This window comes from Pseudomonas peli (assembly GCF_900099645.1).
Classification (GTDB): domain Bacteria; phylum Pseudomonadota; class Gammaproteobacteria; order Pseudomonadales; family Pseudomonadaceae; genus Aquipseudomonas; species Aquipseudomonas peli.
In genome coordinates, this window is record NZ_FMTL01000003.1 from 126,789 (window position 1) to 151,543 (window position 24,755).

The window sequence follows — 24,755 nt, forward strand, 5'->3', positions numbered from 1 at the left end:
CCACTGACCGATTCGGCGGGATAACAAGAACAATTAAGGGGAACCCGCAATGATGCGACATCCACGAGTCTGGATGGGCCTCCTGTTGTGGTTGGTATTCAGCTCGGCACACGCCAGCTGGGGCATCAATATGACGCCCGGTGCCACCGAGGTCAGCCGCTCAGTATTTGATTTGCACATGACCATCTTCTGGATCTGCGTCGTCATCGGCGTGATCGTGTTCGGCGCGATGTTCTGGTCGATGCTCGTCCACCGTCGCTCAACAGGCCAGCAGCCCGCGCACTTCCATGAAAGCACCACGGTCGAGATTCTCTGGACGGTCGTGCCGTTGGTGATTCTGGTGCTGATGGCGATACCGGCGACCAAGACCCTGATCGAGATCTATGACTCCAGCGAGTCCGAGCTGGATATTCAGGTCACGGGTTATCAATGGAAATGGCATTACAAATACCTGGGTGAAGATGTCGAGTTCTTCAGCAACCTGACCACGCCCAAGGATCAAATCAACAACAAGGCCACCAAGGGCGAGCACTACCTGCTCGAGGTGGACGAGCCGCTGGTGGTGCCGGTCGGCACCAAAGTGCGCTTTCTGATCACCGCCGCCGACGTGATTCACTCCTGGTGGGTGCCGGCACTTGCGGTGAAGAAGGACGCCATCCCTGGTTTTATCAACGAATCCTGGACACGTATCGACGAGCCGGGCATCTACCGTGGCCAGTGCACCGAGTTGTGCGGCAAGGATCACGGTTTTATGCCCGTGGTGGTAGAAGCCAAGTCGAAAGAGGACTACGCCACCTGGCTCGCCGAGCGCAAGGTTGCAGCGGCTGCCGAACGTGAGCTGACCACTAAAGAGTGGACCATGGACGAGTTGATGGCGCGTGGCGAGAAGTCCTACCAGACCAACTGCGCATCCTGCCACCAGCCAACCGGTGAAGGCCTGCCGCCGATGTTCCCTGCACTCAAAGGCTCGGCGATTGCCATGGGACCTGCGGCCGGTCATATCGGCATCGTGGTCAACGGCAAGTCGGGTACTTCGATGGCCGCTTTTGGCAAGCAACTCTCGGAAGTCGATATCGCCGCGATCATTACCTACGAGCGCAATGCCTGGGGCAATGCGGTAGGCGACATGGTTACGCCGAAAGACATCCTCGCGTTCAAACAGGCTCAGGAGTAAGGACATGAGTGCAGTGATCGATCCGGGCCACGCTGGCCACGGTCATGCCGGACATGACCATCACCACGGCCCTGCCAAAGGCCTGATGCGCTGGGTGTTGACCACCAACCACAAAGACATCGGCACCATGTACCTGTGGTTCAGCTTCGCCATGTTCCTGCTGGGTGGCAGCATGGCCATGGTGATTCGTGCCGAGCTGTTTCAGCCGGGCCTGCAGATCGTGCAGCCGGAATTCTTCAACCAGATGACCACCATGCACGGCCTGATCATGGTCTTCGGTGCAGTGATGCCGGCGTTTGTTGGCCTGGCCAACTGGATGATTCCGCTGATGATCGGCGCGCCGGACATGGCCCTGCCACGGATGAACAACTTCAGCTTCTGGCTGCTGCCTGCTGCGTTCGGCATGTTGATCAGCACATTGTTTATGGAGGGCGGCGGACCGAACTTCGGCTGGACCTTCTATGCACCGCTGTCGACCACCTACGCGCCGGAGTCGGTGACCTTCTTTATCTTCGCCGTGCACCTGATGGGTATCAGTTCGATCATGGGCGCGATCAACGTGGTCGCCACCATCCTCAACCTGCGCGCCCCCGGCATGACCCTGATGAAGATGCCGCTGTTCGTCTGGACCTGGCTGATCACTGCCTTCCTGCTGATCGCGGTAATGCCGGTACTGGCCGGTTGCGTGACCATGATGCTGATGGACATCCACTTCGGCACTAGCTTCTTCAGTGCCGCTGGTGGCGGTGACCCAGTGCTGTTCCAGCACGTGTTCTGGTTCTTCGGTCACCCCGAGGTGTACATCATGATCCTGCCGGCGTTCGGCGCGGTCAGTGCGATCATCCCGGCCTTCGCCCGTAAGCCGCTGTTTGGCTACACCTCGATGGTTTATGCGACGGCGAGCATCGCCTTCCTGTCGTTTATCGTCTGGGCGCACCACATGTTTACCGTCGGCATCCCCCTGACCGGTGAGCTGTTCTTTATGTACGCGACCATGCTGATCGCCGTGCCGACTGGGGTGAAGGTGTTCAACTGGGCCAGCACCATGTGGCGCGGCTCGATGACCTTTGAAACGCCCATGCTGTTTTCGGTGGCCTTCGTCATCCTATTCACCATCGGTGGCTTTTCCGGCCTGATGCTGGCCATCGCCCCGGCGGACTTCCAGTACCACGACACCTACTTCGTGGTGGCGCATTTCCACTATGTGCTGGTGCCTGGTGCGATCTTCGGCATCTTCGCCTCGGCCTACTACTGGCTGCCGAAGTGGACCGGGCATATGTATGACGAAACCCTCGGCAAGCTGCATTTCTGGATGAGCTTTATCGGCATGAACATGGCGTTCTTCCCGATGCACTTTGTTGGTCTGGCCGGCATGCCGCGACGTATCCCGGACTACAACATGATGTTCGCCAACTTCAACATGGTCTCGAGCATCGGCGCCTTTATGTTCGGCGCCACTCAGTTGCTGTTCCTGTTTATCGTCATCAAGTGCATCCGTGGCGGCAAGCCTGCTGCGGCCAAGCCTTGGGACGGTGCCGAAGGGTTGGAATGGACAGTGCCGTCGCCAGCGCCCTATCACACCTTCACCACGCCACCTGAAGTGAAGTAAGGACGCCGACCGATGAGCGAAGCCCTGTCGACCCGCCACCTGGTTATCCGCCTGTCACTGGTGGTGGTCGGCATGTTCGGCTTCGGCTTCGCTCTGGTGCCGATCTATGACGTGATGTGCCAGGCCTTTGGCATCAACGGCAAAACCGCCGGTGCCTATGAGGCTGGGCTGCAAAGCACCGATGAGTCGCGCCAGGTGCGGGTGCAGTTTCTCGCCACCAACGCCGCCGAGATGGTCTGGGAGTTCGGTCCTCAGGCCGACGAGGTTCTGGTGCATCCGGGTGACAGCACGCAGATGCTGTTTGTCGCCTATAACCCCACCGACAAGCCGATGACCGCGCAGGCGATCCCCAGTGTGGCGCCGTCCAAAGCCGCTGCCTACTTCCACAAGACCGAGTGTTTTTGCTTTACCCAGCAGGTGCTGCAACCCGGTGAGCGTATCGAAATGCCAGTGCGGTTTATCGTCGATAGAGACTTACCGGCAGATGTTCGCCACCTGACCCTGGCCTACACCTTGTTTGATATCACCGTGCGCAAACCGCCGGTGGCACAAGCGACCCTTACCCGGGCGGCTCCATAAGGAGAACAATAAATGTCGAGTCACGAAACTCACGAAAGCTATTACGTCCCGGCCCAGAGCAAGTGGCCGATCATCGCCACTCTGGGCATGCTGTTCTCGGTGTACGGCGTAGGCACCTGGTTCAACGACATGAAGGCCGATCGCGCCGACTCCAACGGCCCGCTGATCTTCTTTATCGGCGGCCTGTTTCTCGCCTATATGCTGTTCGGCTGGTTCGGCAATGTAATCAAGGAAAGCCGCTCTGGCATGTACAGCCCACAAATGGACCGCTCGTTCCGCTGGGGCATGAGCTGGTTTATTTTCTCCGAGGTGATGTTCTTTGCCGCCTTCTTCGGCGTGCTGTTTTACGTGCGCACCTGGGCTGGTCCCTGGCTCGGCGGTGAGGGCGACAAAGGGGTGAGCAATATGCTCTGGCCGGGCTTCGAATACACCTGGCCGCTGCTCAATACGCCTGACCCGAAACTCTATCCGGCGCCGAGTGGCACCATCAGCGCCTGGGGATTGCCGCTGATCAACACCATTCTGCTGGTCACTTCCAGTTTTACCCTGACCTTCGCCCACCACGCGCTGCGCAAGAACCACCGCAAGCCGCTGACCCTTTGGCTGGCGCTAACAGTGATTCTCGGCATTGCCTTTCTGGTGTTGCAGGTCGAGGAATATATCCACGCTTACACCGAACTGGGCCTGACCCTGGGTTCGGGCATCTACGGCGCGACCTTCTTTATGCTCACCGGCTTCCACGGCGCCCACGTAACCCTGGGCGCGCTGATGCTGAGCATTATGTTGATTCGGGTTATTCGCGGCCATTTCAGCCCCGAGCAACACTTCGGCTTCGAGGCGGCAGCCTGGTACTGGCACTTTGTCGATGTGGTGTGGATTGGTTTGTTCGTCTTCGTTTATGTGCTGTGACGAGCCTTACCAGGTGACATGCGAGACCAGTTGGCCACTGTAGAAACCCCAGGCAATAAGTGCGACGGTCAAGGCAGTGAGGCTCACGCGTACTGTCAGCGCGTTGACCACACGGGAGGTTCTACCTTCGTCCTTGACCAGAAAGAACAGGCCACTGAATAGGCTGACCAGAGTAGCCAGTAGTAACAGGACGATCGCGGCTTTGAGCATGCGTGACTCCCAAGCGGAACTTCGGGGGAAGGGAAATGCGCTTCAGCTGCAGTATAGCCAGCTTGTGCAGGGCTTTAGGGAGGTTGCCATGAGCACCTTCCGTCCTGGCTGGCTGCCCAGCGTACTGGTGCTGCTGCTGTTTCCCTGCCTGCTCGCCCTAGGCTTCTGGCAGCTGGCACGTGCCGAAGAAAAGCGCGAGCTGTTGGCCGCACATCAGGCTCAGCAACTGGCCGCACCGATCAGCATCGATGAGCTGGAGCGCCTGCCCAATCCGGCTTACCAACGTGTGCAGCTGCAGGGCTTTTTCGATGCGCGGCATACCCTGCTGCTAGACAACCGCACCCGCGACGGGAAGGTTGGCGTGGAAGTGCTGCAACCCTTCTATGACCAAACCAGCGGTCTCTGGCTGTTGCTCAATCGCGGCTGGCTGCCCTGGCCGGATCGGCGCATCAGCCCAACCTTCGCCACCCCGGATACGCCGCTGCGTCTGCAAGCCACGGTGTATGTGCCGCTGGGCGAAGCGTTTCAGCTGCAGGGTGCGCAACCGACTGCAGGCTGGCCGCAGGTGGTCAGCGAGGTCAAGCCGGATGACCTCTGGCAGCAACTGGGGCGTGGTGGCCTGAGCTATGAGGTGCGCCTCAAGCCTGGCCCCGCGTCATTTCAAAGTGATTGGCCGGTTATCGCCATGAGCCCCGACAAACATCTCGGTTATGCCGTGCAATGGTTCGCCCTGGCGGCGGCCTTGCTCTGCCTGTTTATCTATTTAGGTCTATCTAACGCGCGGGAGACTCGCCATGAACCCAGCCATCGCCCTGCCTGAAGTGTCGCCCAGCCAGCGTCGCCGTGGGCGGCTGCAACTGATCCTGATTCTGGCCGTAGTTATCGGCCCGATGATCCTCGCCAGCGCCATGTATCAGTGGCGCTTCTGGGTGCCGGAAACTCGCAGCTACCACGGCGAACTGATCGGCACCGGGCAGACCCGCGCCGACCTCGGCGTGGTCGGTGCCGATGAACAGCGCTGGCAACTGCTGGTGACCGTACCGGATGTCTGCGATACCGCCTGCAAGGAGCTGGTGTTCCTCGCCCGCCAGGTGCATATCGGCCTAAACCGTGATGTCAGCCGCGCTGCGCATGGTTTGGCCACTGCCCAGCCCATCGCTGGCGACTATGACGCCCAGCTGCGCCGCGAATACCCGCAACTGGCGCGCTATCAGCTGCAGCTGGATGCCTACGGCAAAACCGCCGGCTCCGCCTCCGGCGCGCAGCTGTGGATTGTCGACCCGCGCGGCAACCTGGTGTTGCGTTATGACGCCACCAGCAAGGGCAAGGCGATTCTCAACGACCTGCGGCACCTGCTGAAAATCTCGCAAATTGGTTAATGCTGCCCACGGCTAAGGACTGATGATGAGCAAGCCCGGTTACCGTTTCGCCCTGTTCGCCACTGTGTTGGCGGTCGTGGTGGTGCTGCTCGGTGCCTATACCCGCTTGACCCACGCCGGCCTCGGTTGTCCGGACTGGCCTGGTTGCTACGGCTTTATCGGCGTGCCGATGAGTGAGCATAAACAGACCTTGGCCGAGGCGCGTTTCCCCGAAGCGCCGGTCGAAGTCGCCAAGGGCTGGTACGAGATGATCCACCGCTATTTTGCCGGCGCCCTGGGTTTGGTGATTCTCGGCTTGGCGGTACAGGCGCTGCGCCGCCGTGGCGAGGTAGATCAACCACTCAAGCTGCCCCTGTTCTTGTTGGGCTTGGTGACGCTGCAAGCAGCATTCGGCATGTGGACGGTAACGCTCAAGCTTTGGCCGCAAGTGGTGACTGCGCATTTGCTTGGTGGTTTCGCCACCCTCAGCCTGTTGTTTCTTTTAACGCTGCGGCTATCCGGTAAGGCGGCCGCCTTGGCCAATCTTCCCGCGCGACTGCGCAGCCTGGCGGCGCTCGGCCTGCTGCTGGTGATCGGGCAGATCGCCCTCGGTGGCTGGGTCAGCAGCAACTACGCGGCGGTCGCTTGCGTCGATTTGCCGACCTGCCACGGCGAATGGTGGCCGGCGATGGACTTCGCCAACGGCTTTCACCTGACCCAGCATATCGGCCCCAACTACCTCGGCGGTCAGCTCGACAGTGACGCACGCACCGCCATTCATATGACCCACCGCATCGGCGCGCTGCTGGTGACCCTGGTGCTGCTGCTGTTGGCCTGGCAACTCAAGCGCCATGGCCTGGCGCGCTTGGCCGGGCTGCTGGTGCTGGCGTTGGCGGTGCAGATCAGCCTGGGCATCAGCAACGTGGTGTTTCATCTGCCGCTGCTGGTGGCAGTGGCGCATAACCTCGGTGGCGCGGCGCTGCTGCTAACCCTGGTGCTGATCAATTATCGGCTGCGCAGCGGCGTACGGCTGGCATCCCCGGTGACAAGCGCGCAGGCTGGTTTTGTCGCGCTGCCCGGCAAATAACAAGAACAATCGAGGAGAGACCCTATGGCTACTCTAGCGCGCGAACACCAAGCCCACGCCAGCTGGCGCGACTACCTGGAGCTGACCAAGCCGCGGGTGGTGGTGCTGATGCTGATCACCTCTTTGGTCGGCATGTTTCTCGCCACACGGGCGGGCGTAGCCTGGCAGGTGCTGATCTTTGGCAATCTGGGCATCGGCCTATGCGCCGGAGCGGCGGCGGCGGTCAATCATGTGGTCGACCGGCGTATCGACTCGATTATGGCGCGTACCCACAAGCGGCCGGTGACGGCCGGGCGTTTGTCGCCGACCGCGGCGCTGGGCTTTGCTCTGCTGCTGGCCGTAGCCGGAATGGCCCTGCTGCTGACCTTTACCAACGAGCTGGCGGCCTGGCTGACCCTGGCCTCCTTGCTCGGTTACGCGGTGCTCTACACCGGCTTTCTCAAACGTGCCACGCCGCAGAACATTGTGATCGGCGGGCTAGCCGGTGCAGCGCCACCGCTGCTCGGCTGGGTCGCGGTTACCGGGCATGTTAGCGCCGAGCCGCTGCTGCTGGTGTTGATCATCTTCGCCTGGACGCCACCGCATTTCTGGGCCCTGGCCATCCACCGCAAGGAGGAATACGCCAAGGCCGATATCCCCATGCTGCCGGTGACCCACGGCGAGCACTACACCAAGGTGCATATCCTGCTGTACACCCTGGTGATGTTTGCCGTGACCCTGCTGCCTTATGCCATCCATATGAGCGGGCTGCTCTATCTCGCCTGCGCCGTGCTGCTGGGCGGGCGCTTTCTGTACTGGGCGGTGGTGCTGTACCGTGACAGCAAACCGCATGCGGCGATCAGCACCTTCAAGTACAGCATCTGGTATCTTTTCGCGCTGTTTATCGCCCTGCTGGTCGACCACTATCTGCTGTTAAACCTGTAATCGTTGGTGCCATGACCCGAACCCAGATCACCGTTTTTGTTCTCGTTGCCATCGTCGCCCTGGTGCTGGGCCTGACCGTCAATAAGGTGCTGACCAGCAAGGGCCAGGGTGATCCCACCGTTCTGCTCGATGCCGGCATCGTCCTGCTGCCACAAAGTCGCAGCCTGCCGGAGCTAAGCCTGACCAATCAGGATGGCCAGGTGGTGGCGGTTGATCAGCTCAAGGACCAGTGGAGCCTGCTGTTCTTCGGTTACACCTTCTGCCCGGATATCTGCCCGGCCACCCTCGCCCAGTTGCGCCAACTGCAAGGTCAGCTACCACCGGAAACCCTGGCCAAGTTGCGCATCGTGCTGGTCACGGTTGACCCCAATCGCGACACACCGGAGCAACTGAAGAAGTACCTGGATTATTTCGATGCGGGTTTTATTGGCCTGACTGGCGAGCAGGCGACTCTGCAGAAGCTCGCCAACGGCGTCAGCATTCCGTATATCCCGGCTGATACCAGCAAGGAAAACTACACCGTCGATCACAGCGGCAACCTAGTGATCATCGGCCCGGACGGCAAGCAACGCGGCTTTATCCGCGCACCGATCAACAACGCCAAGCTGGCAGCGCAGTTGCCCGGCCTGCTTGATCGTCCATAACGCGCTATTTGGCAAAGAGCTGGCTGATGTCCTTGAACGCCTTGAACTCCAGGGCGTTGCCGCACGGGTCGAGCAGGAACAACGTGGCCTGCTCTCCGACCTGGCCGGCGAAGCGCACATAGGGTTCGATCACAAATGGCGTGCCCTTGGCCTGTAGCCGCGCCGCCAGTACCTGCCAATCCTCCCAGCCCAGCACCACACCGAAATGCGGCACCGGCACGTCGTGGCCGTCCACCGGGTTGCTGTGTGCCGCTTCCTGGTAGGCCATCTTCGGCGCCTGGTGGATCACCAGCTGGTGGCCGAAGAAGTCGAAATCTACCCAGTGCGCACTGCTGCGACCCTCCGCGCAGCCGAACACCTCGCCATAGAAATGCCGTGCGGCAGCCAGGTCGTAGACGGGAATAGCCAGGTGAAAGGGGGCGAGAGCCATGCTGAAGTTCCTTGAAAGGGTGGTCTGCTGATTCTCAGCAACAGCGATTCTGATTAAAAGCGAATATCCTTGCTCGCAAGCACAAACAAAATTGATCATTCGAGGCGTCGATGCTGCGCGAGTTGAAAACCTTTGTGGCGGTGGCGCGGCATGGCACCTTCGCGGCGGCGGGTCAGCAGGTTGGCCTGACTCAGTCGGCGGTGAGCGCGCAGATGCGTGTGCTGGAGCAGGGGCTGGGCGTCCGCCTGTTCGAGCGCAGTGGACGCTCGGCGGTGCTCAATGCGGCCGGTCGTCATGCCTTGCCGCTGGCGGAGCAGATGCTCGGGCTGTATGCGCAGATGGCCCTGCCGACCAGCGCGGCTGAGTGGCAGGGCGAGCTCAAGGTCGGCGCGATTGCCACCTTGCAGACGGGTCTGCTGCCCGAAGCCTTGCCGCGTTTCCGCGCGGCAGCCCCACGGCTCGAGCTGAAGCTGGTGCCGGGGGTGTCCTTGAACCTGCTGAGCCAGATCGATGCCGGCGAACTGGACCTGGCGCTGTTGATCAAACCGCCCTTCGAGCTGCCCAAGGAACTGCTGCAGATCAGCTTGGCGCGCGAGCCGTTTGTGCTGATCACCCCGCTCGGCGTAACGGCGGATGATCCGTTGCAGATCCTTGCCGAGCAGCCGTTCGTGCGTTACGACCGACGCTCGTTTGGCGGGCGACGGGTCAACCAGTTCCTCCGCGAGCAGCGTCTGGTGGTGCAGGAAGCGCTGGAACTGGATGAGCTGGAGGCCATCGTACGGATGGTCGAGTGCGGGCTTGGTGTGTCACTGATTCCGCGTGCTGGTCTGTGGCTGCAGCGGCCAACACAGTTACGGGTGATTGAGCTGGGCGAGCTGACCTTCCACCGCGAACTGGTGGCGATATTGCGCCGCGCTCAGCGTCAGCCGGCGCTGGATTGCCTGCTTGAGTGCCTGCGCGAAGCTGCTGCCCGGCCCTAAACGACAAACCCCGCACGAGGCGGGGTTTGGCAGAGGGTGCAGCTAACGCGGCGTCTTAGAACGCTGGAACCACAGCGCCTTGATACTTCTCAGCGATAAAGGCTTTCACTTCGGCGCTGTTCAGCGCCTTGGCCAGTTTCTGCAGGGCGGCGTTGTCCTTGTTGTCGGCACGCGCAACCAGAATGTTGACGTACGGCGAGTCGTTACCTTCGATGATCAGTGCATCCTTGGTCGGGTTGAGCTTGGCTTCCAGGGCGTAGTTGGTGTTGATCAGCGCCAGGTCGACCTGGGTCAGCACGCGCGGCAGAGTAGCCGCTTCCAGCTCACGCACCTTGATGGTTTTCGGGTTCTCGACGATATCTTTTGGCGTGGCGAGGATGCCCGCTTCCGGCTTCAGGGTGATAAGCCCGGCCTTTTGCAGCAGCAGCAGGGCACGGCCGCCGTTGGTGGCGTCGTTAGGGATCACCACGTTGGCGCCTTGCGGCAGGTCGGCGAGGGTTTTGTGCTGGCTGGAGTAGGCGCCGAAGGGCTCGACGTGCACGCCGGCAACGCTGACCAGCTCGGTGCCACGGCTCTTGTTGAATTCATCCAGGTACGGCTGGTGCTGGAAGAAGTTGGCATCCAGGCGCTGCTCGGCAACTTGCACGTTCGGCTGCACGTAGTCAGTGAAGACCTTGATGTTCAGCTCAACGCCTTCTTTGGCCAGGGCCGGCTTAACGAACTCGAGGATTTCCGCGTGCGGTACGGCAGTGGCCGCGACGCTTAGGCTTTCGGCCTGGGCAGAAAAAGCTGCCAGGGCAGCGAATGCAGCGATCAGTTTTTTCATCGTAAAGCTCCTTGTGGGATGTGTGCGGAGTCCGGCAGGTAACCGGTATTCCGCTATTTTTTGTGCCCCGTGGGACACCTTATTTTCTGGAAAAGTGCACCACCAGCTTGTCGCCGACGGTTTGTAGAATCTGTACCAGCACCAGCAGCAGGATCACCGTCACCGCCATCACGTCCGGCTGATAACGCTGATAGCCGTAACGCACGGCCAGGTCGCCGAGGCCGCCGCCGCCAATCAGGCCGCTCATGGCGGTGTAGGACACCAAGGTGATCGCCGTTACGGTGATGGCCGCGATAATCCCCGGCAGTGCCTCGGGCAGCAGTGCGTTGACCACGATCTGCCGGGTGGTTGCGCCCATGGCCTGGGTCGCTTCGATAATGCCGCGGTCGACTTCACGCAGTGCGGTTTCCACCAGGCGCGCGAAGAACGGCGTGGCCCCGACTACCAGCGGCGGGATGGCGCCGGCGACGCCCAGCGAGGTGCCGGTGACGATCACCGTGAAGGGGATCATCACGATCAGCAGGATCACGAACGGCACCGAACGAAGAATGTTCACCAGCAGCGACAGGAAGCCGTAGAAGGCCTTCTGCTCGAACATCTGCCGTGGGCTGGTGAGAAACAGCAGCACACCCAGCGGTAGGCCGAGCAGCACAGTAAACAGCATGGAGCCGCCGAGCATGCTCAGGGTGTCCAGGCTGGCGTAGCCGATTTCCGCCCAATCAACGTTGGGTAGCAGGCGAGTCAGTAAGGCTTCCATTAGCGCAGCACCTCCAGATGCACGTCGGCGGCTTCGAAACGCACCAGCGCAGCGTCGAGATCGCCGCCGGTCAGGGCCAGGGTCAGCTGGCCGTAGGGGGTGTCCTTGATGCGGTCGATACGTCCCGCGAGGATGCTGTAATCCACTCCGGTTTCGCGGGCCACGGTGCCCAGCAGCGGCGCGTAGGTTGCCTCGCCCTGGAAGGTCAGGCGCAGGATGCGCCCGGCGACATGGGCAAAATCGTCACGCTGTTCGTTCTCGTCGATCTGCTCGGCTTCCTGCACGAAGCGCTTGGTGGTGGCGTGCTGCGGATGCAGAAACACTTCGGCCACCGGGCCGGATTCGACGATAACGCCGGCATCCATGACGGCAACGCGGTCGCAGACGCGGCGGATCACGTCCATCTCGTGGGTGATCAACACGATGGTCAGGTTCAGCTCGCGGTTGATCTCGGCCAGCAGCTGCAAAACCGAGGCGGTGGTCTGCGGGTCGAGGGCGCTGGTAGCTTCGTCGCACAGCAGAATCTTCGGTTCGGTGGCCAGGGCGCGGGCAATGCCGACGCGCTGTTTCTGTCCACCGGAGAGCTGCGCCGGGTATTTGTTGGCGTGATCCTGCAGGCCGACCCGGGCCAGCAACTCAGTCACGCGGGCGTTAATCGCACTGCGCGGCAGCTCGCCGGCCAGTTTCAGCGGCAGAGCGACGTTGTCGGCGACGGTCTTGGAAGACAGCAGATTGAAGTGCTGGAAGATCATTCCGACCTGCTGGCGGAAGCGCCGCAGGCCTGTAGCATCGAGCGCGGTAACGTCTTCGCCGTCGATCTCGATACGCCCGCCGGAAGGCTGCTCCAGGCGGTTGATCAGGCGCAGCAGAGTACTTTTACCGGCGCCGGAGTGACCGATGATGCCGAACACTTCGCCCCGGGCAATCTGCAGATCGCTCGGTTGCAACGCGGGGATGTCCTGACCACTGACGCGATACGCCTTGTGGACCTGGTGAAAATTGATCACGGGATAAACCTTTTGGGTTTTTCGGGCTGCCGGGTAGGCCGAAACGGCGGCTAGTCTACCCGGCGCTGTTTAGGTCGCAAAAATCTTTGTAGACCTATGGTTATAGCTAAATTGCATTAGATGGCTGACTGCTCTGGGCAGTGTAGCCAGCGCCAATGCAAACGACCGGGCAAGCCCGGTCGTGATCGCAGCGCAACGTGGTTAACGCTGCGGGCTAAGCACCAGCTGCGGCACCTGAGCGGGCTTGATCACCTGGCTTATGCGCGGGCTGAAACTTGGGTCCAGGCGCTTGATCCGCGCATTGAGCAGGGAGGCGACCCAGGGGAAATCCTTGGCTTGGCGCACTTCGATGCGCACCGCGCAGTTGAACGCGACCATATCCGCCGCCACACCGTCGAGCAGGCTGCGCAGGCGCTCGTTGTCCTGATTATCCAGCATCGGCATGCCAATCACGCTGCTGGCGGCGGCCGGGTTGATCAGCCTCGCCTGCGGCTTGGCAGGTGCGGGCTCTTCGGCTGGCGGGGTATTCGGCAGCTGAGTGGCCTGAATCGCGGCGGCCTGCCGCTCGGCCGCCAGGCGCAACTGACGCGCTTGCTCCAGGCGGGCGGCTTCGGCCTGGGCAGCCGCTTGCTCGGCGGCACGGCGACGTTGTTCGGCAGCGGCCAGTTCGGCTTCACGGGCCTGGGCGATGGCGCCATCCAGGCCGGTGGTCAGTGCCGGCGCCTGCGGCATCAGGCTGCGAGCGCGGCTCAGGGCTTTGGTGGCGTTATCCAGATCACCGGCCTGCAGGGCTTTCTGGCCCTGTTGCAGATGGGCTTCGGCGAGTTGGCGCTGGTATTGCTCCAGACGGGTATCGCCGGCGGCGCGTTGCTGCAGGCTGCCAAGCTGGCTTTCGGCGCTGCTCAGGTCGCCGCTGGCCAGGCTCTGATCGAGCTGGCGAAAGGCGCTGACCAGGTCATCCACCGGCAAGTTGGCCGGTTGCTGCGGCGCACTTTGGCAGCCGGCCAGCAGCAGAACCAGGCTCAGGGCAAAACCACGGAAAACGAACGATTTCATGACTGCGCGTCTCGAATTGTGCAAAAAACGCGCAAGTTTACACTGCGCCGCCTGACACAACCAATTTTTCAGGCGGTGCGTCTGGGAAGGGCAAAACTCAGTAGAAACAATGCCGCGGCGCTGACCACGATGGACGGCCCGGCCGGCGTGTCCTGAAACCAGGACAGGCTCAGCCCTGCGCATACCGCGACGATGCCCAGTAGGCTGGCGCCGAACGCCATCTGTTCCGGGGTGCGCGCATGGCGCTGGGCGGCAGCGGCCGGAATGATCAGCAGGGAGGTGATCAGCAGCACGCCGACGATCTTCATCGCCACGGCGATCACCACCGCGATCAACAACATCAGGCTCAGGCGAATTGCCGCCACCGGCAGGCCTTCGACCTTGGCCAGCTCTTCATGCACGGTAATCGCCAGCAACGGCCGCCACAGCAGGGCCAGCAGCACCAGCACCAGGGCGCTGCCGCCGATGATCCAGGCGAGATCAGTGGGGCCGACCGCCAGCAGGTCGCCGAATAGATAGCCCATCAGGTCGATGCGTACATCCTGCATAAAGCTCAGCACCACCAGGCCCAGCGACAAGGTGCTGTGGGCGAGGATGCCGAGCAGAGTGTCGGAGGCCAGCGGCTGGCGGCTTTGCAGGGTCACCAGCAAGACCGCCAGGAGCACGCAGCCGACGGTCACCGCCAGGGTCGGGCTGACGTCGAGCATCAGGCCGAGGGCCACGCCGAGCAACGCGGCATGCGACAGGGTGTCGCCGAAATAAGCCATGCGCCGCCACACCACAAAGGAACCCAGCGGGCCGGCGACTAGCGCCAGGGCGAGGCCGGCGAGCAGGGCGTTGAGCAGAAAATCAGCCATGCTTGCAGCCATCTCCGTGAATATGCGGTTTTACCGGGCCTTTGATGCTCAGGCCCGCAGGTGTTTCGGTAACTACCGCGCCATGCAGATCGTGCTCATGGTCATGGTGGTGGGTGTAGACGGCCAGGCTCTTGGCGTCCTCGCCGAACAGCTCGACAAAGGCCGGATCGAAGCTGACCTGCTCCGGGTGCCCAGAACAGCAGACGTGACGGTTGAGGCAGACCACCTGATCAGTGGTGCTCATCACCAGGTGCAGGTCGTGGGAGACCATCAGCACGCCGCAACCATGGCGATCGCGCAGTTGGGTGATCAAGCGGTACAACTCAGCCTGGCCGGCAACGTCGACGCCCTGTACCGGCTCATCCAGCACCAACAGTTCTGGCTTGCGCAGCAGGGCACGTGCTAGCAGCACGCGCTGCAGTTCGCCGCCGGAGATGCTTTGCAGCGGGCTGTCGATTACCTGTTCCGCGCCCACTTCGGCCAGCGCTGCTTGCACATCCGTGCGGCTGACGCCCGGCACCAGGCGCAGAAAACGCAGCACCGAGAGCGGCAGGGTGGCATCGACATGCAGCTTCTGCGGCATATAGCCGACGCGCAGTTTGGGCTTGCGCCAGACGCTGCCGCTGTCCGGCTTGAGCAGGCCGAGTACAGCGCGCACCAGGGTGGTTTTACCGGCGCCGTTGGGGCCGATCAGGGTGACGATTTCCCCAGGTTTCACGCTGAGCTGTACATCCTGCAGCACATGCTGCCCGGCGAAGGTCACGCCCACTCCGTTGAGGCGGATCAGGGCGTCGCTCATGTCGGCTCCTGGCAGCCCGCGCAGAGGCCGACCACTTCCACTGTCTGGCTTTCCACGGCAAAGCCGACACCGGCCGCGCTGCTGATAATGGCGTCGCTGATCGTGGCCTGTTCCAGCTCGATGGCCGCATTGCAGCTTCGGCAGATCAGGAACTGGCCCTGGTGAGCGTGTTCCGGGTGGCTGCAGCCGACAAAGGCGTTAAGCGAGGCGATGCGGTGCACCAGGCCGTTTTCCAGCAGGAAATCCAGGGCGCGGTACACCGTCGGCGGCGCGGCGCGGCGGCCGTCTTCGTCGCTCAACACGCCGAGAATGTCGTAGGCGCCCAGCGGTTTGTGGCTGGCCCAGACCAGTTCCAGCACGCGTTTACGTAAGGTGGTCAGGCGCAGCCCCTGGCGCGTGCAGATGCTTTCCGCCTCGGCCAGGGCATGGCTGACGCAATGAGAATGGTCGTGTGGGCGTGAGGCCAGGGGCGCTTGAGTCATGGGCAACGACGAATAAGGTGAGAGACGTTATTATATTACCCGTTCCTTCCCGCTTGAGTGCTCTCCGTGTTGCGTCTTTTTCCGGCTTTTGCCCTGTTGTTTATCACTTTTCCCCTGAGTTTCGCGGTTCACGCCGATGTGCGCGTACTGACCAGCATCAAGCCGCTGCAGCTGATTGCCGCTGCTGTGCAGGATGGCGTTGGCCAGCCTGATGTACTGCTGCCGCCTGGCGCTTCACCGCACCACTATGCGCTGCGCCCCTCCGATGTGCGCAGCGTGCGCGAAGCCGACCTGCTGTACTGGATCGGCCCGGATCTGGAAAGCTTCCTGCCGCGCGTGCTGGCTGGCCGCGATAAGCCGAGTGTGGCGGTGCAGGATGTTCCAGGTATGTCCTTGCGTCATTTTGGCGACAGCGATGCGCAACACGCCGAGCATGAGGATGATCACGCAGATCACGCAGATCACGCAGATCACGCAGATCACGCGCATGCCGCTGACCAGCATGACCACGCCCACCGCCCCGGCAGCCTGGACGCGCACCTCTGGTTGCTGCCGGCCAATGCCCGGGTGATTGCCGGCAAGATCGCCACCGACCTGGCGCAAGCCGACCCGGCCAATGCCGCGCGTTACCAGGCCAATGCCAAGGCATTCGGCGAGCGTCTGGATGCTCTGGATCAGCGCCTGAAAAGTCGCCTGAACGGCCTGGCTGGCAAGCCCTACTTCGTTTTCCACGAAGCCTACGACTACTTCGAGGCAGCCTATGGCCTCAAGCACGCCGGGGTATTCAGTGTGCTCGGCGAGGTGCAGCCCGGTGCCCAGCACGTGGCTGCCATGCGCGAACGCTTGCAGCAGGCCGGCCCGAGTTGTGTGTTCAGCGAGCCGCCGTTTCGCCCGCGCCTGGCGCAAACCCTGACCGCCGGCCTGCCGGTCACCTTGGCTGAGTTAGACGCTATGGGCGGCGCTTTGCCAGTGGATGCTGGCGGCTACGAAGCCCTGCTGGAAAACATGGCGGGCGAATTGGCCGGGTGTCTCGAGGCGCTGTAATCAGCGCCCGGACTTTAGAAGGCGAACGGTAGCGCCAGCTCAACCTGCTGACGCTGGGCCAGGCGGCGCTGGAATTCTGCCGGGTCGTGGATCAGCACTTCTTGGCCGGCGAAGGATTCGGCAGCGATCAGGCGTGACAGCCAGAAGCGCACACAGGCGATGCGCAGCATGGCCGGCCACAGTTCAGCTTCGGCCGCGGTAAAGGGTCGTAAACCAGCGTAGGCGCCTAGCAGTGCCTGCGCGCGCTTGCTGTCGAGGCTGCCGTCATCCCGCGAGCACCAGTCGTTCAGGGCAATCGCCAAGTCATAGAGCATCGGCCCCGAACAGGCGTTGTAGAAGTCGATCACTCCGGCCAGGTGGTTACCGTCGAACAGCACGTTGTCGCGGAACAGGTCGGCATGCAGGTTGGCCTGCGGCAAGGCGAGGATGCGCGGCTTCAGCGTGTGGATCTCCGCCAGTGCATCACGCAGCAGTGGCACCTGTTCATCAGGCAACTTCAGGGCCAGGCTTGGCCCTTCGGCGAGCATCCAGTCCAGCCCCCGATCACTCTTGCGCGGCAGCGGCTGATTGCGCGTGGCCAGGTGGATGCGCGCCAGCAGCGCACCGACTTCCTGACAGTGATGCGGGTTGGCTTCATGTACATGCTTGCCGGCCAGGCGCGGTTGCAGCAGCGCCGGTTTTGCCGCCAGGCTGCGCAGCGCTTCGCCGCTGGTCGTACGCAGGGCGTAGGGCACCGGCAGGCCGGCGTCGTGCAGCACGTCCAGCAGTTCTATAAAGAAGGGCAAGTCGGCGCTTGGGCCGCGCTCGATCAGGGTCAGAACGAATTCGCCCTGCTCCAGGCTGACGAAGAAATTGCTGTTCTCGCTGCCCGCAGCAATGCCCTGGAAGTCGCGCAAGCGACCCAGGCCATAGGGGGCGAGAAACGCCTCGAGCTCGTGACGCTCAAGCGGGGTAAACACCGACATTGCAGAACTGCCTTCTTACCAGCTGAAAATTTCCCAGGCCGGAATCAACATATCCGGGCTGTCCGAGCGGACGAAGTTGCCATCGCTGCCATCGGCGCGTACCAGGAAGTACGGTTTGCCGCCTTTAGGGATGACCTTGACCGCGTAGAGAAAACCGTTGACCCGGTATTCATGGATGGTGCGGTCGCCGTCCTGGCGAATGGTTACATCCGGGTCGGCCGAAACCGGATCTTCGGCGTGGGCGACCAGGGTGGTGAATGCCAGCAGGCTGGCGAGCAACAGGCGATTGAGTGCGCGCATGATAACCTTGTCCCTTTGATTCCAATGGTGCGGCCATTCTACCGCCGCCCCCGCCGAAAAGGTTGATCCTGCTCATGAGCCAAGCCCCTCTCGTTCTGGTTGACGGTTCGTCTTACCTTTACCGTGCCTTCCACGCCCTGCCGCCGCTGACCACCTCCAAGGGCTTGCCCACCGGTGCGGTGAAGGGCGTGCTGAACATGCTCAAGAGCCTGCGCAAGCAGTACCCGAAAAGCCCGTTTGCCGTGGTGTTCGACGCCAAGGGAGGGACCTTCCGCGATGAAATGTTCGCCGAGTACAAGGCCAATCGCCCGTCGATGCCCGATGAGTTGCGCGTCCAGGTCGAGCCGCTGCACGCCAGCGTCAAGGCCATGGGCTACCCGCTGCTGTGTGTCGAGGGCGTTGAGGCCGATGACGTGATCGGCACCCTGGCCCGCCAGTGCGCAGCCGAGGGCCGTGACGTGGTGATCTCCACCGGCGACAAGGACATGGCGCAGCTAGTCTGCCCGCACGTTACGCTGGTCAACACCATGACCGGTAGCGTCTATGACATCGATGGCGTGAAAGCGAAATTCGGTGTCGGTCCTGAGCTGATCATCGACTACCTGGCGCTGATGGGCGATAAGGTCGACAACATTCCCGGCGTGCCAGGCGTGGGCGAGAAGACCGCGCTGGGCTTGCTGGTCGGCGTCGGCGGCGGTCTGGATGTGCTCTACGCCAATCTCGACAAAGTGCCGGAATTGCCGATTCGTGGGGCCAAGACCCTGCCGGCCAAGCTCACCGAGCATAAGGACATGGCGTATCTGTCCTACGCGCTGGCGACCATCAAGCTGGATGTACCGCTGAATATTGCCATCGACTCGCTGCACCCAAGCGAGATGGATGTGCCGGCGCTGATGGAGCTGTACGCCGAGCTGGAATTCAAGACCTGGCGTGATGAACTGCTGCGCAGCAATCCGGCCCCGGCGGTCAAAGCCCCGGTCGCAGCGCCTACCGATGACTTGTTTACTCTGGCTCCTAGCGCCAGTGCCGCCGCTGTAGTCGCGCCAGCTCCAGTGGCCGCTGATGCACCGACTGCCGGGGTGGTTGTTGCCGAGTTGCCCGCCGCGGCAGCGTTGGGCGATTACCAGTGCATCCTCGATCAGGCGCAGTTCGATCAGTGGCTGGAGAAACTGCGCAACGCCGAGCTGATCGCGTTCGACACTGAAACCACCGGCCTGGACGCACAAAAGGCCCAGTTGGTCGGCCTGTCCTTTGCGGTCAAGGCCGGCGAAGCAGCCTATATCCCGGTCGCGCATTCCTATATGGGTGTACCGACCCAGCTCGACCGCGATGCGGTGCTCAAGGCGCTGAAGCCGATCCTGGAAGACCCGAACAAGGCCAAGGTCGGTCAGCACGCCAAGTACGACATCAATATCCTCGCCAATGCCTCGACGCCGATTGCGGTGCAGGGCGTGGCCTTCGACACCATGCTCGAATCCTATGTGCTGGACTCCACCGCCACCCGTCACGATATGGACAGCCTGGCGTTCAAGTACCTGGATCACAGCAATATCCGTTTTGAGGACATCGCCGGCAAAGGCGCCAAGCAGCTGACCTTCGACCAGATCGACCTGGCCCAGGCTGCACCCTATGCCGCCGAAGATGCTGACGTGACCCTGCGTCTGCACCAGCACCTGTGGAGCAAACTGTCGGCCGAGCCGAGCCTGGCCAAGGTGCTGCAGGAAATCGAAATGCCACTGGTGCCGGTGCTGGCGCGTATCGAACGCCAGGGGGCGCTGGTGGATGCCAACCTGCTCGGCCTACAAAGCAACGAATTGGGCGAAAAGCTGGTGGCCCTGGAGCGTCAGGCCTTCGAGATTGCTGGTGAAGAGTTCAATCTGGCCTCGCCCAAGCAGCTCGGGGTGATCCTCTACGAGAAACTCGGTTTGCCGGTGCTTAGCAAAACCGCCAAGGGTCAGGCCTCCACCGCCGAAGCGGTGCTCGCTGAGCTGGCCGAGCAGGACTTCGAGCTGCCCAAGGTCCTGATGCAGTACCGTTCCTTAAGCAAACTGAAAAGTACCTACACCGACCGTCTGCCAGAGCAGATCAACCCGCGCACCGGACGTATCCACACCAGCTACCACCAGGCGGTAGCGGCCACTGGGCGCCTGTCGTCCACCGACCCAAACCTGCAGAACATCCCGATCCGCACTGCTGAAGGTCGGCGTATTCGCCAGGCCTTTGTCGCGCCGAAGGGCTACAAGCTGCTGGCGGCGGACTATTCGCAGATCGAGCTGCGCATCATGGCCCACCTGGCCAAGGACGAAAGCCTGCTGGATGCCTTCCGCCATGGCCGCGATGTGCACAAGGCCACCGCCGCCGAAGTGTTCGGCGTGCCGTTGGAGGAGGTCACCAGTGATCAGCGCCGCAGCGCCAAGGCGATCAACTTCGGTCTGATCTACGGCATGAGCGCGTTCGGCCTGGCTAAGCAGATCGGCTGCGACCGCAAACAGGCGCAGGCCTATATCGATGTGTATTTCGCCCGTTACCCCGGCGTACTGGCTTATATGGAACGCACCCGCGAGCAGGCCTCCGAGCAGGGTTTTGTCGAAACCCTGTTCGGCCGTCGCCTGTACCTGCCGGATATCCACGCGAAGAACCAGGCGCTGCGTAAAGGCGCCGAGCGCACCGCGATCAACGCGCCGATGCAGGGCACGGCGGCGGACATCATCAAGCGTGCGATGGTCACCGTGGATAACTGGCTGAGCGAATCCGGCCTGGATGCCAAAGTCATCCTGCAGGTGCACGACGAACTGGTGCTGGAAGTGCGTGAGGATCTGGTCGAGCAGGTCAGCGAGCAGATCAAGCCGCTGATGGGCAATGCCGCCGCGCTGGATGTGCCGTTGCTGGTGGAAGTGGGTGTGGGCGATAACTGGGATGAAGCCCATTGATTCGCGCGCTGTAATTTGGCTGCAGCGCCCGCATGGCGGGCGCTAAAGGCGTATGAGTATCAATACGGCCCCGCTTATAACTAATTAATTACGCCACGATCCTGAACTTTGCCTCGGCTTAACCACTCAGAGTTTATGAATGGCCTAGACAACCATTCGATGCTCCTTTGTTGTGTTAAGTGTTGGCAGATTCTGGACCCCGCCCTAGCGGTTCGGATGTTGAACCCCGAAACTTCCCTCCCCCATAAGAAGTTTCGGGGTTTTTTTTGCCTGCTAACCCAGGGCTGCTGCCCTTGGCTGCGTCAATCAGGCATCGAGCTCTTCATCATCCGGCAGGGCAAATTCGCCCAGCTGCATCCATTGCGCCAGCACTTCCTGAGCGTCTTCGATGCCAATGCGCTTGGGCGCCGAGAATAATTGGATGCTGACGCGATCACCCCAGCCCTTTTGAATATCCTGGCGAACCTTGAGCAAGGTGTTCTTAGCTGCACCAAAAGCCAGCTTATCGGCCTTGGTCAGCAGGATGTGCATGGGCATTTCGCTGGCAACCGACCAATCCAGCATGAGGATATCGAACTCGGTCAGCGGTTTGCGGATGTCCATCATCAACATCAACCCGCGCAAGCATTCGCGGCTACCTAGGTAGGCTTCCAGGTGTTTCTGCCAGTGCAGTTTCAACGGGATCGGCACCTTGGCATACCCGTAACCCGGCAAGTCGACCAGGCGGCGCTCTTCGTCAAGTTTGAAGAAGTTGAGCAGCTGGGTGCGCCCCGGCGTCTTCGAGGTACGTGCCAGACTGGCGTGGGTAAGGGTGTTCAGCGCGCTGGATTTACCGGCGTTGGAGCGCCCGGCGAAGGCCACTTCATGGCCGAAATCTTCAGGGCACTGGTCAACTTTGGCCGCGCTGATAAGGAAAGTAGCCTGTTGGCACAGACCGATAATGGGGTTTTTGGCTTGCATCTGGGTATCCGTGAGGGCGGGCATAGAGTGGCGTTACAGGCGCGATGCCCTTGCGACATTTGCGCGCAGCCTGCCTGTTGCCGCATAGCGGGCAAGCTGCGTCGTTTCCGTTTCAATGACGCCAGTATATAATGGCGCAGATTTTGTGTGCGCTTTCTCCCGTTTTTGGATAAGTGTTCACGGGAACGATTTAGATCATCTGCCCATAGAAAGCAGTACGTTCCCCTCCCTGATGAGGTTGATCTGATGAAAAAATTGCTGATTGCAGCCAGTGCGTTGATGCTGTCGTTGAGTGCTCAAGCTGCACAGGACCCGGAAGCCGTCTACGCCCGTGCGTGCGGTGTGTGCCATAGCGGCGCCATCCCAACTGCTCCCAAGCGTGGTGATAAAGCTGCATGGGAGCCGCGTCTGGCCAAGGGCATGGATGCGCTGGTACTGAGCGTCACCAATGGTCTAAATGCCATGCCGCCTCGCGGCCTGTGCATGGATTGCTCGGCCGAGGATTACCAAGCGGTCATCAAACTGATGTCCGAGTAGGCCTGGGCACAAACTCTTTTTCTTAGTCGCAAATTGGATTAGCTGATGAACAAAGTACTCGTGAGTCTGCTGTTGACCCTGGGCCTCACTGGCTTCGCACATGCTGCAGGCAATGCTGAAGCTGGCCAGGGTAAGGTGGTTGTGTGTGGTGCGTGCCATGGTGCCGATGGCAACAGTGCTGCACCGAACTTCCCGAAACTGGCTGGGCAAGGCGAGCGCTACTTGCTCAAGCAGCTGAAGGACATCAAATCGGGTGCCCGTCCAATTGTGGAAATGACCGGTTTGCTGGATAACCTGAGTGATCAGGATCTGCAGGACATCTCGGCTTACTTTGCTAGCCAGCAAATGAGCGTGGGCGCCGCTGACCCGAAATTGGTCGCGCGGGGCGGCGAGCTGTTCCGGGGCGGCAAATTGGATGAAGGCATGCCGGCCTGCACTGGCTGCCATTCGCCGAACGGTGCTGGCCTGGACGCCGCCGGTTTCCCGCAACTGGGTGGCCAGCATGCAACCTACATTGCCAAGCAGCTGACGGATTTCCGTGAAGGCAACCGCACCAACGATGGTGACACCATGATCATGCGCTCCATCGCGGCCAAGCTGAGCAACAAGGATATCGAAGCGGTTTCCAGCTTTATCCAAGGTCTGCATTGATTCGCGAATTCTGCGACATGTTGTGATGAAATTAGGGTGGCCCAGGCCACCCTTTTTCATTGTGGGCATCGCTACAATGCACGGAACCCCAGTTTGCTTCGCAGGTCGAACTCCGGTTCGCCATCACGCGCCGTTTATAGCCAAGGAGTAATGCATGCGTAACCTGATCCTCAGTGCCACTCTCGTCACCGCCAGCCTGTTTGGCTTGAGCGCTCATGCCGAGCCAATTGAAGCGGGCAAGCAGTATGTTGAGCTAAGCAATCCAGTACCGGTTGCCAAGCCCGGCAAGATCGAAGTGGTTGAGCTGTTCTGGTACGGCTGTGGCCATTGCTACAAATTTGAAGAAACCATCAACCCATGGATCGACACCCTGCCGGATGACGTCAACTTCGTCCGCATTCCGGCCATGTTCGGTGGCATGTGGAACGTACACGGTCAGATGTTTATCACCCTGGAAGCGATGAAAGCCGAGCACAAGGTGCATGCCGCAGTGTTTGACGCCATCCACGTACAGGGCAAGAAGCTCGCCACCCCGGAAGAAATGGCCGACTTCCTGGCTGCCGAAGGCATCGACAAGGACGCCTTCCTCAAAACCTACAATTCGTTTGGCGTGAAGAGCCAGCTGGAAAAGGCCAAGAAACTCGCCATGGCTTACCAGATCACTGGTGTTCCGGTGATGATCGTCAACGGCAAATACCGTTTTGACATCAGCAGTTCGGGCGGCCCGCAGCAAACCCTGCAAGTGGCGGATCATCTGATCGCCAAAGAACGCGCCGCGCAGTAATCGGCGTGCGCGGATAACGCGTAATGCTCAGGCGCTGGCCGGCCAGACGGGCGATTGACCTGTGCGATCCACAGGTCAATCCGCGTTGTGCGCCAGCCGACGACTGGCCGCAAAATGGCAGCCTGCGGTTGCTCAGTTTCAACATTCAGGTCGGCATCAGCACCCAGCGTTATCACCACTACCTGACACGCAGCTGGCAGCATCTGTTGCCGCATGCCGGGCGCAGCGGCAATCTGCAACGGATTGGCGATTTGCTTGGTGATTTCGACTTGGTCGCGCTTCAGGAGGTCGATGGCGGCAGCCTGCGCTCGGGCTACGTCAATCAGGTCGAGCACCTCGCGCATCTCGGCGCCTTCCCTTACTGGTACCAGCAACTCAACCGTAACCTTGGCCGTTTCGCGCAGCATAGCAACGGTGTGCTCAGTCGTTTGCGTCCCAGTTTGCTGGAAGACCACCCGCTGCCCGGCCCACCCGGCCGCGGCGCGATGTTGCTGCGCATCGGTGAAGGACCGGACGCGATTGCCGTGGTGATGATGCACCTGTCCCTTGGCGCGCGTACTCGTACCCGTCAGCTGGCTTATATCCGCGAACTGCTCAGTGACTATCGGCACATGGTGCTGATGGGCGATATGAACACCCATGCCAATGATTTGCTGCTGCATTCGCCGCTGCGCGACCTTGGCCTGGTTGCTCCGCAGATCGAGGCGACTTTTCCAAGCTGGAGGCCGCAGCGCTGCCTGGACCACATTCTGCTCAGCCCGGAGTTACCCCTGGAGCGCTGTGAAGTGCTGTCGCAGCCTATTTCCGATCACTTGCCCGTGGCCGTGCAAATTCGTTTGCCCACTTCACTCTATGGGCCCGCAACGCCTATGCTGAGTGAGCCTTAAACGTGGACT

28 protein-coding genes are annotated in these 24,755 nt (G+C 61.3%); 16 read left to right on the forward strand and 12 right to left on the reverse strand.

What is annotated here, in order from left to right; translation table 11 throughout:
• The first annotated feature begins 49 nt into the window (after positions 1-49).
• The 4 genes from coxB to BLO50_RS15155 are packed head-to-tail and all read left to right on the forward strand — an operon-like array spanning position 50 to position 4,271.
• On the forward strand, positions 50-1,174 hold the full coding sequence (gene coxB / locus BLO50_RS15140; RefSeq protein WP_167146082.1) for a cytochrome c oxidase subunit II: 1,125 nt from the start codon (positions 50-52) through the stop codon (positions 1,172-1,174).
• A gap of 4 nt (positions 1,175-1,178) precedes the next feature.
• Positions 1,179-2,783 carry a cytochrome c oxidase subunit I gene (gene ctaD, locus BLO50_RS15145; protein WP_090254380.1) on the forward strand — a complete coding sequence of 535 codons (1,605 nt, stop codon included), beginning with the start codon at positions 1,179-1,181 and terminating at the stop codon, positions 2,781-2,783.
• Between the two features lie 12 nt (positions 2,784-2,795).
• A complete protein-coding gene (locus BLO50_RS15150) occupies positions 2,796-3,362 on the forward strand; it encodes a cytochrome c oxidase assembly protein (protein WP_090254382.1) in 567 nt (188 codons plus the stop codon).
• A gap of 12 nt (positions 3,363-3,374) precedes the next feature.
• The gene (locus BLO50_RS15155) at positions 3,375-4,271 is read left to right on the forward strand and encodes a cytochrome c oxidase subunit 3 (protein ID WP_090254383.1); all 897 of its coding nucleotides are present in this window, start codon (positions 3,375-3,377) and stop codon (positions 4,269-4,271) included.
• Between the two features lie 6 nt (positions 4,272-4,277).
• On the opposite strand, the gene BLO50_RS15160 is transcribed toward BLO50_RS15155, so the two are convergent.
• Positions 4,278-4,481: a twin transmembrane helix small protein gene (locus BLO50_RS15160; protein WP_090254385.1), complete on the reverse strand. Its 204-nt coding sequence runs from the start codon at positions 4,479-4,481 to the stop codon at positions 4,278-4,280.
• 88 nt (positions 4,482-4,569) lie between these two features.
• Here BLO50_RS15160 and BLO50_RS15165 point away from each other — a divergent pair, with 88 nt between their 5' ends.
• Genes BLO50_RS15165 through BLO50_RS15185 form a run of 5 tightly spaced genes read left to right on the forward strand, consistent with a single transcriptional unit; the run spans position 4,570 to position 8,494 of the window.
• Entirely contained in the window at positions 4,570-5,301 is a 732-nt protein-coding gene (locus tag BLO50_RS15165) for an SURF1 family protein (RefSeq protein ID WP_090254388.1), read from the forward strand.
• Positions 5,276-5,860 carry a hypothetical protein gene (locus tag BLO50_RS15170; RefSeq protein ID WP_090254390.1) on the forward strand — a complete coding sequence of 195 codons (585 nt, stop codon included), beginning with the start codon at positions 5,276-5,278 and terminating at the stop codon, positions 5,858-5,860. The genes BLO50_RS15165 and BLO50_RS15170 overlap by 26 nt, the downstream gene beginning before the upstream one ends.
• A 25-nt stretch (positions 5,861-5,885) precedes the next feature.
• The gene (locus BLO50_RS15175) at positions 5,886-6,926 is read left to right on the forward strand and encodes a COX15/CtaA family protein (protein ID WP_090254392.1); all 1,041 of its coding nucleotides are present in this window, start codon (positions 5,886-5,888) and stop codon (positions 6,924-6,926) included.
• Between the two features lie 24 nt (positions 6,927-6,950).
• Positions 6,951-7,850, forward strand: coding sequence for a heme o synthase (gene cyoE, locus BLO50_RS15180; protein ID WP_090254393.1), 900 nt, complete (start codon positions 6,951-6,953; stop codon positions 7,848-7,850).
• 11 nt (positions 7,851-7,861) lie between these two features.
• Positions 7,862-8,494, forward strand: a complete 633-nt coding sequence (locus tag BLO50_RS15185; RefSeq protein WP_090254395.1) for an SCO family protein — start codon at positions 7,862-7,864, stop codon at positions 8,492-8,494.
• A gap of 4 nt (positions 8,495-8,498) precedes the next feature.
• Here BLO50_RS15185 and BLO50_RS15190 read toward each other — a convergent pair whose 3' ends face one another.
• Entirely contained in the window at positions 8,499-8,924 is a 426-nt protein-coding gene (locus BLO50_RS15190; RefSeq protein ID WP_090254397.1) for a VOC family protein, read from the reverse strand.
• A gap of 110 nt (positions 8,925-9,034) precedes the next feature.
• On the opposite strand from BLO50_RS15190, the gene BLO50_RS15195 reads away from it, so the two are divergent.
• The gene (locus BLO50_RS15195; RefSeq protein WP_090254399.1) at positions 9,035-9,904 is read left to right on the forward strand and encodes a LysR family transcriptional regulator; all 870 of its coding nucleotides are present in this window, start codon (positions 9,035-9,037) and stop codon (positions 9,902-9,904) included.
• Between the two features lie 55 nt (positions 9,905-9,959).
• Here the strand turns inward: BLO50_RS15195 and BLO50_RS15200 are convergent, their stop codons facing one another.
• The 7 genes from BLO50_RS15200 to BLO50_RS15230 form a co-directional block, all read right to left on the reverse strand.
• On the reverse strand, positions 9,960-10,730 hold the full coding sequence (locus tag BLO50_RS15200; RefSeq protein WP_090254402.1) for a MetQ/NlpA family ABC transporter substrate-binding protein: 771 nt from the start codon (positions 10,728-10,730) through the stop codon (positions 9,960-9,962).
• A 79-nt stretch (positions 10,731-10,809) separates the two neighbouring features.
• Complete coding sequence (locus BLO50_RS15205; protein ID WP_090254404.1) at positions 10,810-11,487, reverse strand: methionine ABC transporter permease; 678 nt, start codon at positions 11,485-11,487, stop codon at positions 10,810-10,812.
• Positions 11,487-12,494, reverse strand: a complete 1,008-nt coding sequence (locus BLO50_RS15210; RefSeq protein ID WP_090254406.1) for a methionine ABC transporter ATP-binding protein — start codon at positions 12,492-12,494, stop codon at positions 11,487-11,489. The genes BLO50_RS15205 and BLO50_RS15210 overlap by 1 nt, the downstream gene beginning before the upstream one ends.
• 201 nt (positions 12,495-12,695) lie before the next feature.
• The gene (locus BLO50_RS15215; protein ID WP_090254408.1) at positions 12,696-13,550 is read right to left on the reverse strand and encodes a PA5502 family lipoprotein; all 855 of its coding nucleotides are present in this window, start codon (positions 13,548-13,550) and stop codon (positions 12,696-12,698) included.
• Positions 13,551-13,618: 68 nt separating this feature from the next.
• Entirely contained in the window at positions 13,619-14,407 is a 789-nt protein-coding gene (gene znuB, locus BLO50_RS15220; protein WP_090254410.1) for a zinc ABC transporter permease subunit ZnuB, read from the reverse strand.
• The gene (gene znuC, locus BLO50_RS15225; protein ID WP_090254412.1) at positions 14,400-15,206 is read right to left on the reverse strand and encodes a zinc ABC transporter ATP-binding protein ZnuC; all 807 of its coding nucleotides are present in this window, start codon (positions 15,204-15,206) and stop codon (positions 14,400-14,402) included. Before znuC ends, znuB begins: the two co-directional genes overlap by 8 nt.
• The gene (locus BLO50_RS15230; RefSeq protein WP_090254414.1) at positions 15,203-15,688 is read right to left on the reverse strand and encodes a Fur family transcriptional regulator; all 486 of its coding nucleotides are present in this window, start codon (positions 15,686-15,688) and stop codon (positions 15,203-15,205) included. Before BLO50_RS15230 ends, znuC begins: the two co-directional genes overlap by 4 nt.
• 66 nt (positions 15,689-15,754) lie before the next feature.
• Here BLO50_RS15230 and znuA point away from each other — a divergent pair, with 66 nt between their 5' ends.
• A complete protein-coding gene (gene znuA, locus BLO50_RS15235) occupies positions 15,755-16,732 on the forward strand; it encodes a zinc ABC transporter substrate-binding protein ZnuA (protein ID WP_090254415.1) in 978 nt (325 codons plus the stop codon).
• A 14-nt stretch (positions 16,733-16,746) separates the two neighbouring features.
• Here znuA and BLO50_RS15240 read toward each other — a convergent pair whose 3' ends face one another.
• Positions 16,747-17,697, reverse strand: coding sequence for a homoserine kinase (locus BLO50_RS15240; RefSeq protein ID WP_090254417.1), 951 nt, complete (start codon positions 17,695-17,697; stop codon positions 16,747-16,749).
• Positions 17,698-17,712: 15 nt separating this feature from the next.
• Positions 17,713-17,997 (reverse strand): DUF2782 domain-containing protein, encoded by a 285-nt coding sequence (locus BLO50_RS15245; RefSeq protein ID WP_090254419.1) that lies wholly within the window; start codon positions 17,995-17,997, stop codon positions 17,713-17,715.
• A gap of 74 nt (positions 17,998-18,071) precedes the next feature.
• Between BLO50_RS15245 and polA the strand changes: the two genes are divergently transcribed.
• Entirely contained in the window at positions 18,072-20,927 is a 2,856-nt protein-coding gene (polA, locus tag BLO50_RS15250; protein WP_090254421.1) for a DNA polymerase I, read from the forward strand.
• Positions 20,928-21,233: 306 nt separating this feature from the next.
• Here the strand turns inward: polA and yihA are convergent, their stop codons facing one another.
• Positions 21,234-21,887: a ribosome biogenesis GTP-binding protein YihA/YsxC gene (gene yihA / locus BLO50_RS15255; RefSeq protein WP_090254423.1), complete on the reverse strand. Its 654-nt coding sequence runs from the start codon at positions 21,885-21,887 to the stop codon at positions 21,234-21,236.
• 246 nt (positions 21,888-22,133) lie between these two features.
• Here yihA and BLO50_RS15260 point away from each other — a divergent pair, with 246 nt between their 5' ends.
• From BLO50_RS15260 to BLO50_RS15275, 4 genes are all read left to right on the forward strand, one after another.
• Positions 22,134-22,424: a c-type cytochrome gene (locus BLO50_RS15260; RefSeq protein ID WP_090254425.1), complete on the forward strand. Its 291-nt coding sequence runs from the start codon at positions 22,134-22,136 to the stop codon at positions 22,422-22,424.
• 45 nt (positions 22,425-22,469) lie between these two features.
• Positions 22,470-23,075 carry a c-type cytochrome gene (locus BLO50_RS15265; protein ID WP_090254427.1) on the forward strand — a complete coding sequence of 202 codons (606 nt, stop codon included), beginning with the start codon at positions 22,470-22,472 and terminating at the stop codon, positions 23,073-23,075.
• 154 nt (positions 23,076-23,229) lie between these two features.
• Positions 23,230-23,859, forward strand: a complete 630-nt coding sequence (locus tag BLO50_RS15270) for a thiol:disulfide interchange protein DsbA/DsbL (protein ID WP_090254429.1) — start codon at positions 23,230-23,232, stop codon at positions 23,857-23,859.
• A gap of 23 nt (positions 23,860-23,882) precedes the next feature.
• Positions 23,883-24,746, forward strand: a complete 864-nt coding sequence (locus BLO50_RS15275; protein ID WP_090254431.1) for an endonuclease/exonuclease/phosphatase family protein — start codon at positions 23,883-23,885, stop codon at positions 24,744-24,746.
• Positions 24,747-24,755: the final 9 nt, after the last annotated feature.

Bases quoted from the DNA above. Each gene is read 5' to 3' on its own strand.
- coxB (WP_167146082.1), top strand. From the start codon at position 50: ATGATGCGACATCCACGAGTCTGGATGGGCCTCCTGTTGTGGTTGGTA.
- ctaD (WP_090254380.1), top strand. From the start codon at position 1,179: ATGAGTGCAGTGATCGATCCGGGCCACGCTGGCCACGGTCATGCCGGA.
- BLO50_RS15150 (WP_090254382.1), top strand. From the start codon at position 2,796: ATGAGCGAAGCCCTGTCGACCCGCCACCTGGTTATCCGCCTGTCACTG.
- BLO50_RS15155 (WP_090254383.1), top strand. From the start codon at position 3,375: ATGTCGAGTCACGAAACTCACGAAAGCTATTACGTCCCGGCCCAGAGC.
- BLO50_RS15160 (WP_090254385.1), bottom strand. From the start codon at position 4,481: ATGCTCAAAGCCGCGATCGTCCTGTTACTACTGGCTACTCTGGTCAGC.
- BLO50_RS15165 (WP_090254388.1), top strand. From the start codon at position 4,570: ATGAGCACCTTCCGTCCTGGCTGGCTGCCCAGCGTACTGGTGCTGCTG.
- BLO50_RS15170 (WP_090254390.1), top strand. From the start codon at position 5,276: ATGAACCCAGCCATCGCCCTGCCTGAAGTGTCGCCCAGCCAGCGTCGC.
- BLO50_RS15175 (WP_090254392.1), top strand. From the start codon at position 5,886: ATGAGCAAGCCCGGTTACCGTTTCGCCCTGTTCGCCACTGTGTTGGCG.
- cyoE (WP_090254393.1), top strand. From the start codon at position 6,951: ATGGCTACTCTAGCGCGCGAACACCAAGCCCACGCCAGCTGGCGCGAC.
- BLO50_RS15185 (WP_090254395.1), top strand. From the start codon at position 7,862: ATGACCCGAACCCAGATCACCGTTTTTGTTCTCGTTGCCATCGTCGCC.
- BLO50_RS15190 (WP_090254397.1), bottom strand. From the start codon at position 8,924: ATGGCTCTCGCCCCCTTTCACCTGGCTATTCCCGTCTACGACCTGGCT.
- BLO50_RS15195 (WP_090254399.1), top strand. From the start codon at position 9,035: ATGCTGCGCGAGTTGAAAACCTTTGTGGCGGTGGCGCGGCATGGCACC.
- BLO50_RS15200 (WP_090254402.1), bottom strand. From the start codon at position 10,730: ATGAAAAAACTGATCGCTGCATTCGCTGCCCTGGCAGCTTTTTCTGCC.
- BLO50_RS15205 (WP_090254404.1), bottom strand. From the start codon at position 11,487: ATGGAAGCCTTACTGACTCGCCTGCTACCCAACGTTGATTGGGCGGAA.
- BLO50_RS15215 (WP_090254408.1), bottom strand. From the start codon at position 13,550: ATGAAATCGTTCGTTTTCCGTGGTTTTGCCCTGAGCCTGGTTCTGCTG.
- znuB (WP_090254410.1), bottom strand. From the start codon at position 14,407: ATGGCTGATTTTCTGCTCAACGCCCTGCTCGCCGGCCTCGCCCTGGCG.
- znuC (WP_090254412.1), bottom strand. From the start codon at position 15,206: ATGAGCGACGCCCTGATCCGCCTCAACGGAGTGGGCGTGACCTTCGCC.
- BLO50_RS15230 (WP_090254414.1), bottom strand. From the start codon at position 15,688: ATGACTCAAGCGCCCCTGGCCTCACGCCCACACGACCATTCTCATTGC.
- BLO50_RS15240 (WP_090254417.1), bottom strand. From the start codon at position 17,697: ATGTCGGTGTTTACCCCGCTTGAGCGTCACGAGCTCGAGGCGTTTCTC.
- BLO50_RS15245 (WP_090254419.1), bottom strand. From the start codon at position 17,997: ATGCGCGCACTCAATCGCCTGTTGCTCGCCAGCCTGCTGGCATTCACC.
- polA (WP_090254421.1), top strand. From the start codon at position 18,072: ATGAGCCAAGCCCCTCTCGTTCTGGTTGACGGTTCGTCTTACCTTTAC.
- yihA (WP_090254423.1), bottom strand. From the start codon at position 21,887: ATGCAAGCCAAAAACCCCATTATCGGTCTGTGCCAACAGGCTACTTTC.
- BLO50_RS15260 (WP_090254425.1), top strand. From the start codon at position 22,134: ATGAAAAAATTGCTGATTGCAGCCAGTGCGTTGATGCTGTCGTTGAGT.
- BLO50_RS15265 (WP_090254427.1), top strand. From the start codon at position 22,470: ATGAACAAAGTACTCGTGAGTCTGCTGTTGACCCTGGGCCTCACTGGC.
- BLO50_RS15270 (WP_090254429.1), top strand. From the start codon at position 23,230: ATGCGTAACCTGATCCTCAGTGCCACTCTCGTCACCGCCAGCCTGTTT.
- BLO50_RS15275 (WP_090254431.1), top strand. From the start codon at position 23,883: ATGCTCAGGCGCTGGCCGGCCAGACGGGCGATTGACCTGTGCGATCCA.